Consider the following 12,334-nt stretch of genomic DNA (forward strand, 5'->3'; position numbering starts at 1 on the left):
CTTTTTTTCTAAATTAATAACCCATTTTTTTGATTAATTTCGCATCTTTTAATCAATTTTGGGATTCTTTGACTTTGTTAATTAAAATAACTTTTTGACCTAACTTTTCTTCGAGTTCAATTCTTGAAGCTTTGCCTATTTTTTCAAGCATACGACCATTTTGTCCTACTACTATTGGAATGTGAGATTTTTTAGCAACATATATCATTGCACTGATATAAATTTGTTCTTTTTCTTGATAGTTTTCTATAAAATCATTGATAATTATTGCAACTTGATGAGGAATTTCTTCTTCAATATTTAATAATAAGTGTTTACGAATAATTTCTTTAGCTAAAAACCTCATTGGTCTATCTGTTAAAAAATCAGCATCAAAATAATTTTCACTATCATATAAATATTTTTTGATTTCTTCAAGTAAATCTTGTTTGCTAACTTGATATTTTTCTGAAAAACCAAGAACTAATTCAAATCCGAGTTGTTTAAGTTCGTTTGCTTTTTGTGCAAGAATTTGATTATCTTCTTCTAAATCTATCTTGGTTAAAATTGCAATTTTATTTTTGAGTTTTAAAACTTTTTTAGCTAATTCAATACTGGTTTGATCCAGTTTTCTATTAACAGGGTGTAAAAACAAAGCAAGATCTATATCTTCAAGTGAAGAAATAGCATTTTTGTTTAAAACCTTGGAAAATAAAGAATTTTCGCTTTGAAATCCGGGTGTATCCACAAAAACTATTTGAAAATCATCTTCAGAATAAATTCCATTAATTTGATCCCTAGTAGTTTGTGGTTTGTAACTAACAATTGAAAGATCATAATCTAAAATGGTATTTAACATTGTTGATTTTCCACTATTTGGTAATCCAATAATAGAAACAAAGCAAGTTTTCATTAATTTAAGAACTCTTTTCTAAATGCTAAAGGTAAAAATTCTACTAACTTTCTTTTTTCTACAGCACCTGTGATACTGTATAAATAAACATCAGCATCATATTCCATTAATTCAATCATAACTTGTAAACAAGCAGCACAAGGTTTAATAAATTCTTTTGTGTTTGCTAAGATATGAATTTCTTGAATTTTTCCAGGAATAAATCCATATGTTATTGAAGAAAATAAAGCATTTCTTTCAGCACATAGACCTGATGGATAAGCTGCATTTTCAACATTTACTCCTTTTCAGATATTACCTTTTGCATCTTTAATTACAGCAGCAACAGGAAATTTTGAATATGGACTATAAGTAATTTTTAATAATTTTTCTAATTCTTGAAACATAATTTATCTTTCTATTTGAAGCAATTTCATAATTTTATCAACTTTTTTGTTCATTTGTTTTTCTTCTTCTAAACTAATGTGATCATAACCTAATAAATGATAAACACCATGTGTAAATAAATAGCAAAATTCTCTTGTAACTGAATGTCCGTATTCTTTAGCTTGTTGTTGTATTTTTTGATAAGAAATTAGAATTTCACCAAGAAATTTTTCCTTCATAAATGAAGTAGAAAAGCTATTAACAAAAGGAAAAGATAAAATATCAGTAGTTCTGTCTTTTCCTTTGTATTGAAAATAGTATTTTCGCATTTGTTCATCATCAATTAGAGTGAAATCTAGTGATAAAGGTTTTTGAAACTTTTCTTCTTTTTCTATAATATTTAATATTAAATTAAACATCTTAAGATATCTAAATCTATATTTTGTTGTATTTAAAAAATTTATTTGACTTTTCATATTTTTTTAAAATTATAACAAAAGAAAACTAAGAAAAGAGATAAACAAAATTATTAACTTCTTTTAAAACTAAAAATGCATTGTAACTAGTCTTTGGTTTGAGAAAATTCAATTTAGAACTAAAAAATAAATTTACTTGAAAAATATCATTAGAAATATTATTAATTTGTTTGATTTTTAAATAAAAGTCTTGTTTTTTATAACTTAAAATAACATATGCATCTTTTTTTATTTTGTATAAAAGATCAGAATTTATAGTAAAAGAAAGCTTTTTATAGTCGTCAACTTCTATTTTGATAGCTACTTTATTATGAAATTTAAGTCAATAAAAATAATATAAAAAGATAACTAAAGAAATCAACAACAGCGCAATAAAAATGAATCAATATCATTTACTAAACTTATAAAGTTTCAACATTTATCACCCTTGAATCAGAAAATAAATATCGTTTTGAATGTGATACTTCAATAAAAATCGCGTCTTTTTGAAAATCTTTTATGATTTTTTTTAGGATTTTAAAATTTTCTTGAGAAATATTTTCAAATGCTTCATCTAGTAAAATCAAGTCAAAATTCTTTGTTAAAAGTTGTAAGCAGTTAATTATTTGTTTTTGACCACTTGAAAATTTTTTTGCATTATCGTATAAAATATCATCTAGTTTAATGTCTCATTGTTCAAGTAATGGTTGCAAATCATAATTTTGAATATTATTTAAAAAAGTTTCAACCTTTTTCTTTTCTGCATAAGTAATGTAAGAAAAAATATCAGTTTTTGGGAAATAATTTTCATTTTTAATATATAAAATTTGCTCTCTTAAAAATTCTTTATTGTAAAAATTAACATTTAAATCATTGACAAAAAAATCTCCTTTATAATCTTGATCTAAGTTTAAAATTCTTAATAAAGAAGACTTTCCTGCTCCATTTCTCCCTTCAAGAATTAAATTTTTATCAATTATTAGGTTTTTTATACTAAAAATTTTTTTGTAAATTATGAAATTACATGAGAGTTGTTTAAATTCAATTTTTTTAATTTCTTGAAGCTTTTCACCAATTTTTTCTCTTTCAACATTTAAAATGAAATTTATTGCATCTATTTCCTTGGAAATTGAAGGATAAACAGCAAGCATTTCTGAAATAGAATTTAGAGGATTAATAAAAAAACTAAAAAAAGAAATAAAAATTAATAAAGTACCAAGTGAAAGTGTATTGTCAAAAATTCAAAAAGATGTGATATAAACTAAAAAAATCGGTGTAATTACAAGAAAAAAGTTTTGTAACTGACTTAAAGAAAATTTAAGTTTTCAAATTGAGAACTCTTTATTTTTAAAGCTAAAATAAGAATTGTCAAACTTATTTTTAAGCATTTTGTACAAATCATTATTTTTTAGATTCTTCAAAGAAAAAATAAAATCATTTACAGCACTAATTGATTCTGTATTGGTTTCATATAAAAAGTTAATTTGTTTAGAAATTAATTTTTTAAAAACAAAAGAGATAAATAAAAATACAATACTTATGGCTAAAATAATAAGAAATAATTGTCAGCTAATTCATAACAAAATAAAAAATGAAAGTAAAAAAGTAACAAGTTCATTGAATATGTTAAAGTAAAAATGTGAAGAAAATGAAGCAAAAGTAGGAATAAAATTGATTCTTTTCAAGTAATCTGCTGCATCTAATTTATAAATTTGTTGATTTATCCCCTTATTTAAAGCAATTAAGAATTTGTCAAATAAATATTGTTCTTTTTTAATTTGTAATTTTTTAATATAAATTTGCTTGATAATATCTTGAACAAACTTTCAAATAAAAATCCAAAGAAAAAATAAAACTACTTTATACAACATATCAACTTGTTTATAAGGTAAAACTTTATCAATAATAGTTTTAAGATAAAAAATCGAAATAAAATTTAAAATTGCAGAAATAAAAATCAAAAATAAAACAGCTCAATTATTTCGATCATTTAAAAAATAAAAAATACTATTTCATTGCTGTTTTTCTTCTTTTGTAAAGGAAAATGAAGCATTTTTTGAAGCCATGATGACAATATTTAAAAAATTTGCTTCAAATTCTTGCTTTGTTAATTTAACCCTTCCTTTTATTGGATCTTGAATATAAAAAATGTCTTTTTTTATTTTTTCTAAAATAACATAATGATTAAAATATTCATTTTTTAGCAAAATAGCAATTGGAGAGTTTATTTTTAACTCAAGCAAAGTAGCTAAATTACAATGAAAAGAATCTAAAATAATTCCAAAATGATTTGCTAAATTTTCAAGATTTTTTATTGAAATTCCTTGCTGATTAAAAAAGGCTTGTTCTTTGATTTTGCTAAGTTTCAAGTCTTTGTCATATAAATATTTAGAAAAAAAGTGAATTATTGAAATCCCACAATCTTTTATATCTGTTTGTTGTTTTATTTTCATTTTCTTAATTTGTAATAAAATATAAACAATTTATTAAAAAGGGAAAATTTAAGTACTTTTAGAAGGGTAATTATTAAAAATGTTTAAATTTAATAGAATTTTTTTAATTGTTACTGATTCATTAGGAATTGGTGACGACGGTAGACAAAAAGAATTTCAAGATGAAGGAGCAAATACTTTATATAGTGCTTCAACAACTAATTTACTAGAAATTCCAACTTGAAAAAAATTAGGAATTACAAATATTGCAAAATTAGAAGGACATTATAAAAAAAACAAAGAACCACAAGCATATATGGGTAAAATCATTGCAAAATCCAATGCCAAAGACACTCTTGCAGGTCATTGAGAAATGATGGGTATTTGGACCAAAGTTGCTAATCCTAATTTTGACAATGGTTTTCCAAGAGAATTACTAGATGAACTAGAAAAAGAATTCGATGGTAGAAAAATAATAGGAAATAAATCCATCAGCGGAACTGTTATTTTACAAGAATTAGGTGATCAAGAACAAGATGATAAAATTATTGTTTATACTTCACCAGATTCAACTCTACAAATCTGTGGTAATGAAAAAACAATGGGATTAGATAATCTTTACAAATATGCCAAAGCAGCAAGAAGGATTTGTTCTTCAAGACCTGAGTGAAATGTTGCTAGAGTTATTGCAAGACCTTATGTAAAAGAAGATGGAAAATTCATTAGAACTTTTAACAGACACGATTATGCTAATAGACCACCACAAGAAACTGTATTGAACAGACTTCAGCAAGCAAATATTAAAACAATTGGTGTTGGAAAAATTCACGATATTTTTTCTGGATATGGAATCGATCAAGTATATGGTCCAGCTAGCGACAACGAAAACATGGATGTAGCTATAAATATTGCAACTACAGATAGTAAAAATGAGTTTATTTTTGTAAATTTAGTAGAATTTGACTCAAGTTATGGACACAGAAGAAATGTTGTCGGTTATGCAGAAAATGTAAATAATTTTGATATCAAATTAGCAAAACTAATTAATGCACTAAAAGAGGATGATTTACTACTAATCTCTTCAGATCATGGAAATGATCCTATATTTCCAGGAACAAATCACACAAGAGAAGCGCTTCCTTTAACAGTGTTTTCTAAACAATTTAAAGATATGAAAAGGGGATTATCAACTCACATTGACTCACTTGCAACTATTGGAAATATTGTGGCAAAAAACTTCAAAATCAAGCTAAGTGATATAGGTGAAGATATTTTTGACGAATTAACTTAAAAGGCAAAAATGACGCAAACAGAAAATAAAAAATACCCTTTTAGTAAACGCAGAATTCATAGAATGGAAATTATTAGTTTGCTTTATTCTTATGAACTATTTGACAATAAAATAAACACTAATGAAATATTCAAAAACTATGACTTAACAAAAGAACAAATTAAAATTTTAGAAGCAATTGAAAAAAAATATGAAATTTTTCAAAAATTAATTATCAACTTTTTGGGTTCAAATTGAAGTTGGAATCGGATTTTACCTTTAGTTCGTGCAATTTTATTATTAGGTTCTTTTGAACTTTTAGTAAATGATAACAAAGTTGTAATTAATGAAATGGTTCAAATGATTAAAGACTACACTTTAGAATCCGATAAAGAATATAAATTTGTAAATGCAGTATTGGATAAAATAAATCAATTTTATGAGCAAGAAAATCTTAAAGTATATAAAAAAACAACTCAAGAACACTAAAATATGAACAAATTATAAAAAATGTTTTAGAAACAAAAAACAGAGATTTCCTTTTGTTTTTTTAGATGAACTTTTTGATTTAGAACTTTCAGAAGAGGAAATTTTACTTTTTGAATCTAATCTTGTTTTAGTTAAATCAGAAGAAAGTTTTAAAAAACAAATTTTTGATTTTTTCAAACAAACTCTTTATAAAATAAATCATAAATTGCTTCTTTCTAATTTAGCAACCTTTATTTATTATTCCACTAAACACAACAAGAAAAATAACTTCGAAAATGAAGCAAAAAGAAGAAATTCTTTTAATAATTTTTCACTTTTAATGGTGCATGTTTCTTCTGATTTTAATTCATATGTTATTAGTTTACTAAAAAAATTTAAATAAATTATTATGAAAAAAAGCATTAAAGAATACTTAATTGAGAAAAACTACTCCAATGCTGAAATTTTAATTCGTTCAGGACAAGTTAAAATCAATAATGAAGTGGTTTTCACTCCTAGTTTTTTAATTAAAGATAGCGATGAAATACTAATTGAGCAAAAAAAAGAATTTGTTTCTCGTGGTGCTTATAAATTGCTCGCCGCTATTGAAGCTTTTAAACTAGATTTTGAAAATAAAGTTATTCTTGATATCGGTGCATCAACAGGTGGTTTTTCACAAGTTAGTTTAAATTATGGAGCAAAACTAGTTTACGCTTTAGATGTTGGTAAAAATCAACTAGATTACAAATTAAGGCAAAATTCGAAAATAAAATCTCTAGAACAAACTAATTTAAAATCTATTTCAAAACAAATGTTTGAAGTTGAAATTGATAAAGTAGTTTGCGATGTTTCATTTATTAGTTTAAAAGAAGTTTATAAAGTTGTTGAGCATATTCTAAAAACTAATGATGATTTGATTGTATTATTAAAGCCTCAATTTGAAGCTTCTTCAAAATACGTTGAAAAAGGTGGTTTTGTTTTAGAACAATTTCATCCTTTTTTAATTGATCGAAGCATATCACAAGCTAGTGAACATAATTTTAAATTTATTGATAAAATTACTTCTCCAATTAAAGGACAAAAATCAAAAAATACAGAATATATTCTTTGATATAAAAAAACATAATGAAATCTTATAAAAAACAATTTCCTATTTTAAAAACAATTACATATTTTGACTCAGCTGCTTTAGTGCAAAAACCACTATCAGTAATTAGAGCAGGTGCTGAATTTTATACAAAATTTGCCATTAATAATCATTCAAAAAATTCTAAATTAGGCTTGATTATTGAAGAAAAAATTGCAACTGTGCGCAAAAAAATCGCTAAATTAATTCAAGCCCAATCAGATGAAATTATTTTTACTTCAGGAACTACTGAGTCAATTAATCTCTTTGCTTTAATGATTCAATCACAAATAAAAGCTAATGATGAAATTTTATTGAGCAAATATAATCACACTTCTAATTTAATTCCTTGATTTAATATAGCAAAAGCAACAAAAGCTAAAATAGTTTTATCTAATAATTTAGAAAAAGATATTAATAAAAAAACAAAAATTATTGCTTATTCACAAAAAACTAATAATATAAATATAATTTTTGATCAAGCAAAAATTTACAATTTAGCTTTAAAAAACAAGGCTATTGTAGTAAATGATGCAACTCAAGCTATTAATTCTCAAGAAGTAAATTTTAATTATTTTGATGTTGTTGCTTTTAGTACAAATAAATTATACGGACCTACAGGTTTAGGAATTTTAGCTATAAAAAAACCGCTTTTAGATACTTTAGAACCTATAAAAACAGGTGGAGGAACAATTTCTACTATTATTGATAGCCAAAATTGAAATTATTACAATAATGTAAACAAATTTGAAGCAGGAACACTAAATTTATCAGCTATTTGAGAGTTTGAAAATGCACTAAATCTAATAGAAACTATAGGGATTGCAAATATTAAAAATTATTTAAAAAAACTTTCTTTTTATCTTTTTGATCAATTAAGTCAAATTGAAAACATACAAATTTATAGCAAAAGAGGGGATAGTATAATTTTATTTAATATTAACAACATACCAGCACAAGATATTAGTTCCTATTTAGGACACAATGATATATATGTTCGAAGTGGAACTTTTTGTGCACCATTAATTTCTCAAATATTAAATCAAGATTCTTTTGTCAGAGTTTCTTTAGCACTTTACAATGATAAAAAAGATGTTGATAAATTAGTACAATACTTAAAAAAATACGAAGGGTTTTTAGATTTTGTATAACGATTTTAACTACAGAAGAAAAAAAATTTTAGAAACTTATTCTAATCCAAAAAATAAAGTTCAAGAATTAAATCCAAATTGAAAAACTATTAATTCTTTTAGCACTTCTTGTGATGATAATTTAGATTTGGCTTTAAAAATAAAGGAAAATGCTGTAGAAGATGGCCAATTTAGAGCCAGGGGTTGCTCACTATTTATAGCTTCGAGCGACATTTTACTTAAACAAATAAAAAATAAAACATTTGAACAAATTCAACAGCTTTTTGTTGATTATGAGCAAATGTTAGATACTCAACAAATAAACAAAAAATTAAATGATTTAAATGTTTTTGTTAATACAAAAAATCACTTAAATCGACTTGAATGTGTCAAATTAGCTAAAAATGCGATTAAAAAAATAATAGAAGAAAACTAAATATGGAAGAAAAAATTCAAAAATTAATTTCACAAACAGGCTATTGTTCACGAAGAAATGCTGAAAAATTGATTTTACAAAATCGAGTTTTTGTTAATAATCAACTAGCAACAATTGGACAAAAAGCTTCTTTTGATGATGAAATTAAAATTGATAATCAAATACTTAAAAAAGCTGAACATATTTATTATGCTTTTTACAAACCAAAAAGAGTGGTTTGCACAAGAGAAGATAATTTTAATCGTAAAAAAATCATAGATTTCTTTCCTAAAAAAAAATATTTGTTTCCTGTTGGCCGTCTGGATTTTAATACAACAGGAATTATTTTATTAACTAACGATGGTGAATTAGCTAATAAACTAATACATCCCAAATTTCAAATTGAAAGAACTTATTTAGTACACACCAATGGTGATTTAAGTGATGAGCAAATTAATTTTGCTAATAAAAATGTAATTAAATTAAACAATGAAATTAATTCAAGACAAATAATTAAGAAAAAAGCAACAAATAAATACATTGTTAAACTAAAACAAGGTTCAAATCATCATGTTAAAAGACTTTTTGATCATTTTCAAATAGAAGTTTTAGATTTAAAAAGAGTTCAATTTGCATCTATTAATCTTGCAAATTTATCACTTGGTCAATATCGAAAATTAACACCAAAAGAAATTAAGTATTTAAAAAAATTAACTAATGCAAAAGCAAAAACTAACTTAGCTGTTGATTAATAAAATTATTTATTTGACTAATTCCTATTTTTTTAGCAGAAGAAACTAAAAAGCATTCATAATTTAGCTCTTGAATTGCTTTGGTAATTTTATATTTTTGACTTTGATTGATTTTATCAATTTTTGTAGCTATTATTACCACATTTCTTTTGAGTTGCTTTAGAAAATCAAGCATTTGTAAATCTAAAGATGTAATTCCTACATTAGAATCAATAAGTACAAAAGTTATTTTTAAATTAGTTCTTGATTTGAAATATTCTTCTAACATAGAAGAAATTAAAGATTTTTGTGAAATAGAAATTTTTGCAAATCCATATCCAGGTAAATCAACAATTACTTGTTTTTGTTGATTATAAAAAAAATTAATTAACTGAGTTCGTCCTGGTTGTTTTGAAGTTTTTGCTATTTTTTGATTTGCTAATGCATTAATTAAAGAAGATTTTCCAACGTTAGACCTTCCAATTAAACAAATTTCTTGTGCTAAATGTTCAAATCAAGAAAATTTATCAGCAGCTGATTTTATAAATGTTCACATAATTTTTCCTTTGTTTTTAAATTTTAAGTTAATATAAAAATAATAAAAATAAAAACCAGAAAATTATTTCGTTTCTGGTTTTTATTTTCTTTCTTTTTCTTTATTTTGAGAAGATTTTTAAAGCGTTTTGTGCAATTAAGAGCTCTTCATTTGTTTTAATTACAAATACATTTAAATCTGATTCTTCTGTTGAAATTTTTTCTACATCTGCAAATTCAGATAATGGTTTTTCATTAACTACTTTATCGATTACGATATTAAATTTAGGAAAATTAATCTTGCTTAAAATTAAACTTCTAACAAGAGCTGCATTTTCTCCAACACCACCTGTAAATACAATTCCGTCTATGTCTTTTCCTATTTTATTAATGTAATTTACTAAGTAGTCAGCAATTTTTTGTGTATATAGTTCAAGTGCAAATTCAGCATCTTTATTTCCATCTTTTCTTGCTTGAAGTAAGTCTCTAACATCAGAAGAAATTCCAGAAACACCAAAAAGACCTGATTTTTTATTTAACATATCTATGAATTCATTAAGACTCATTTTTGTTTCATTTACTACAAATTGATGAATGGAAGGATCAATATCTCCACTTCTTGTACCCATCATAACTCCAGCAAGAGGAGTAAGACCCATTGAAGTATCAAGTGATTTTGATTCTTTAATAGCACATAATGAAGCACCATTTCCTATGTGTAAATTAACAAAATTTACTTTGTCTCTTTTAAATATTTCTTCCATTTTGTTAGTTATGAATTTATGACTAATTCCGTGAAAACCATATTTTTTGATGCCATGATCTTTTGCAAAACGTGAGTTAATTGGATATGTGTGGTTTACAGCTGGAATACTTGTGTGAAATGCTGTATCAAAATTAGCTGAAATTTTTACTTTAGGTAAAATTTTTTGAATTGCTTTAATGGTTTGCACAGCTCCTGGATTATGTAGCGGAGCAAATTTTGAAAGATCTTCAATAATTTGAATTTCTTTAGATGTAAGTGCAGTTGGACCTGTAAATTCACTACCTCCGTGCACCACTCTAAATCCTGCAATTTCGATATCATTAACATCTTGAATAATTGCATTTTGTAATCAAATCTTAATTAAAATTGACATTGCTTCTTTATGATCTACTACATCTTGATCTTTTAATCAGCTTTGATTTCCTAATTTTGTTTTAAAAAATGAACCTGCTATTCCAATTCTTTCAACAATTCCGCTTGAGTGTAATTGCATATTTTCTTTAGAAAACATAGATCATTTAATAGAAGATGATCCTGCATTGATAACTAAAATTTTACTTGACATTATTTTGTTCCTTCTGCTTGTAGTGCTGTAATTAATGCTGTGTTGAAAATATCTTCAACTGTTGAACCTCTAGATAAATCATTTATTGGTTTTGCTATGCCTGTAATAATTGGTCCAATAGCTCCAAAACCACCTAGACGCTGAGCAATTTTATATCCTATATTTCCTGCATTTAAATTAGGGAAAATCAAGACATTTACTGGATCTAAATTCATTTCACCTTTGTATTTTGCTTTTCTAATTTCTAAATCCATTGCTGCATCGAACTGAATTTCACCTAGAGCTTTTGTTGAAGCATTTTCATTATAAAGCTTTGTAGCTGTTTCTACTGCTTCTGCTTCTAAGCTTTTACCTGAACCTGAAGTTGAAAATGATAAAAAGGCAACATTTGGATTAAAACCTAAATTTTTAGCAAATAAAGTAGCATTATGTCCTATTTCAGCTAATTGTTCTGAACTAGGAGAAATATTTACTGATATATCACTAAAAATAAATTTTTCATTATTTTTGTGCATAATCATAACTGAAGAAATTGTTTTAATTCCTTTAACTGGACCGATAACTTTAAAAGCTGCTCTTAAAATATCTGCTGTAGGAAATTCAAGCCCTCCAATTACTCCGTCAACCAAACCTTTTCTTAATAACATACATGCATAAAAAGGAAGGGTTTTCATTGCTTTTAATGCACCTTCTTCTGTTTCTTTTCCTTTTCTAAATTCAAAAAATTCCTTTGCAAATAATTGAATCTTTTCTTCTGATAATACTTCTAATTCAACACCTTCTGAATCAAACTGTGTTTCAGAAAGAAGAATTGGATGAACTAATCCTTGAGATTTTAAATTTTTTGCCGCTTTAATAGCTCTTGGATCTTTTCCATCAATTATTAGGATTTTTTTAACACCTGATAATTTTTGATTTGATAAAACTAAATTTTCTAATTCTTTTTGATAACTCATAATTGTCCTTTAAAAATGTAAAAAATTAATTTAAATTATAAATTAAAAAAGTTTTATGTTTAAAAATTCAACAAGATAAAATAAAAATAAATAAATTTTTAAATGTTAATTTTTGTGGTATTATATAGGAGCGTGGTCGCGTAGCTCAGTTGGATAGAGCACGAGCCTTCTAAGCTTGTGGTCAGAGGTTCGAATCCTCTCGTGATCGCCATTTTTTTATTGCCTTTT

At 25.0% G+C, this 12,334-nt stretch carries 15 protein-coding genes and 1 tRNA gene; 8 read left to right on the plus strand and 8 right to left on the minus strand.

Features of this window, described 5'->3' with window-relative positions; all coding sequences use genetic code 4:
* Positions 1-13 precede the first annotated feature (13 nt).
* From era to F801_RS0100740, 5 genes are read right to left on the minus strand one after another with little or no spacing between them, the layout of a single operon-like run.
* The gene (gene era / locus F801_RS0100720; protein WP_013302143.1) at positions 14-892 is read right to left on the minus strand and encodes a GTPase Era; all 879 of its coding nucleotides are present in this window, start codon (positions 890-892) and stop codon (positions 14-16) included.
* Positions 892-1,278, minus strand: coding sequence for a cytidine deaminase (gene cdd / locus F801_RS0100725; RefSeq protein WP_013302142.1), 387 nt, complete (start codon positions 1,276-1,278; stop codon positions 892-894). The genes era and cdd overlap by 1 nt, the downstream gene beginning before the upstream one ends.
* A gap of 3 nt (positions 1,279-1,281) precedes the next feature.
* Positions 1,282-1,734 carry an rRNA maturation RNase YbeY gene (ybeY, locus tag F801_RS0100730; protein WP_013302141.1) on the minus strand — a complete coding sequence of 151 codons (453 nt, stop codon included), beginning with the start codon at positions 1,732-1,734 and terminating at the stop codon, positions 1,282-1,284.
* A 28-nt stretch (positions 1,735-1,762) separates the two neighbouring features.
* Positions 1,763-2,152, minus strand: a complete 390-nt coding sequence (locus tag F801_RS0100735; RefSeq protein WP_014335491.1) for an MAG1140 family protein — start codon at positions 2,150-2,152, stop codon at positions 1,763-1,765.
* The gene (locus F801_RS0100740; RefSeq protein ID WP_020104488.1) at positions 2,136-4,166 is read right to left on the minus strand and encodes an Mbov_0121 family peptidase domain-containing ABC transporter; all 2,031 of its coding nucleotides are present in this window, start codon (positions 4,164-4,166) and stop codon (positions 2,136-2,138) included. The genes F801_RS0100735 and F801_RS0100740 overlap by 17 nt, the downstream gene beginning before the upstream one ends.
* Positions 4,167-4,245: 79 nt before the next feature.
* Here F801_RS0100740 and F801_RS0100745 point away from each other — a divergent pair, with 79 nt between their 5' ends.
* From F801_RS0100745 to F801_RS0100775, 7 genes are read left to right on the plus strand one after another with little or no spacing between them, the layout of a single operon-like run.
* On the plus strand, positions 4,246-5,436 hold the full coding sequence (locus tag F801_RS0100745; RefSeq protein WP_020104489.1) for a phosphopentomutase: 1,191 nt from the start codon (positions 4,246-4,248) through the stop codon (positions 5,434-5,436).
* Between the two features lie 9 nt (positions 5,437-5,445).
* Positions 5,446-5,904 (plus strand): transcription antitermination protein NusB, encoded by a 459-nt coding sequence (locus F801_RS0100750; RefSeq protein WP_013302138.1) that lies wholly within the window; start codon positions 5,446-5,448, stop codon positions 5,902-5,904.
* Complete coding sequence (locus F801_RS0100755; RefSeq protein ID WP_013302137.1) at positions 5,855-6,286, plus strand: hypothetical protein; 432 nt, start codon at positions 5,855-5,857, stop codon at positions 6,284-6,286. The genes F801_RS0100750 and F801_RS0100755 overlap by 50 nt, the downstream gene beginning before the upstream one ends.
* 6 nt (positions 6,287-6,292) lie before the next feature.
* On the plus strand, positions 6,293-7,009 hold the full coding sequence (locus F801_RS0100760; RefSeq protein ID WP_020104490.1) for a TlyA family RNA methyltransferase: 717 nt from the start codon (positions 6,293-6,295) through the stop codon (positions 7,007-7,009).
* Positions 7,009-8,160 (plus strand): cysteine desulfurase, encoded by a 1,152-nt coding sequence (locus tag F801_RS0100765; protein WP_020104491.1) that lies wholly within the window; start codon positions 7,009-7,011, stop codon positions 8,158-8,160. The genes F801_RS0100760 and F801_RS0100765 overlap by 1 nt, the downstream gene beginning before the upstream one ends.
* Positions 8,153-8,575: an iron-sulfur cluster assembly scaffold protein gene (locus F801_RS0100770; RefSeq protein WP_013302134.1), complete on the plus strand. Its 423-nt coding sequence runs from the start codon at positions 8,153-8,155 to the stop codon at positions 8,573-8,575. Before F801_RS0100765 ends, F801_RS0100770 begins: the two co-directional genes overlap by 8 nt.
* A 2-nt stretch (positions 8,576-8,577) precedes the next feature.
* The gene (locus tag F801_RS0100775) at positions 8,578-9,306 is read left to right on the plus strand and encodes a pseudouridine synthase (RefSeq protein WP_020104492.1); all 729 of its coding nucleotides are present in this window, start codon (positions 8,578-8,580) and stop codon (positions 9,304-9,306) included.
* Here the strand turns inward: F801_RS0100775 and yihA are convergent.
* The 3 genes from yihA to F801_RS0100790 all read right to left on the minus strand — a co-directional run bounded on the left by yihA (position 9,287) and on the right by F801_RS0100790 (position 12,106).
* Positions 9,287-9,841, minus strand: a complete 555-nt coding sequence (gene yihA / locus F801_RS0100780) for a ribosome biogenesis GTP-binding protein YihA/YsxC (RefSeq protein WP_013302132.1) — start codon at positions 9,839-9,841, stop codon at positions 9,287-9,289. The genes F801_RS0100775 and yihA overlap by 20 nt on opposite strands.
* Before the next feature lie 100 nt (positions 9,842-9,941).
* Complete coding sequence (locus F801_RS0100785; RefSeq protein WP_015084127.1) at positions 9,942-11,150, minus strand: acetate/propionate family kinase; 1,209 nt, start codon at positions 11,148-11,150, stop codon at positions 9,942-9,944.
* Positions 11,150-12,106, minus strand: coding sequence for a phosphate acetyltransferase (locus F801_RS0100790; RefSeq protein WP_014335499.1), 957 nt, complete (start codon positions 12,104-12,106; stop codon positions 11,150-11,152). The genes F801_RS0100785 and F801_RS0100790 overlap by 1 nt, the downstream gene beginning before the upstream one ends.
* A gap of 134 nt (positions 12,107-12,240) precedes the next feature.
* Here F801_RS0100790 and F801_RS0100795 point away from each other — a divergent pair.
* Positions 12,241-12,317: transfer RNA gene (locus F801_RS0100795), tRNA-Arg, on the plus strand.
* The last annotated feature ends 17 nt before the right edge of the window (positions 12,318-12,334 follow it).

This window comes from Mesomycoplasma hyorhinis ATCC 17981 (assembly GCF_000383515.1).
Taxonomy (GTDB): domain Bacteria; phylum Bacillota_I; class Bacilli_A; order Mycoplasmatales; family Metamycoplasmataceae; genus Mesomycoplasma; species Mesomycoplasma hyorhinis.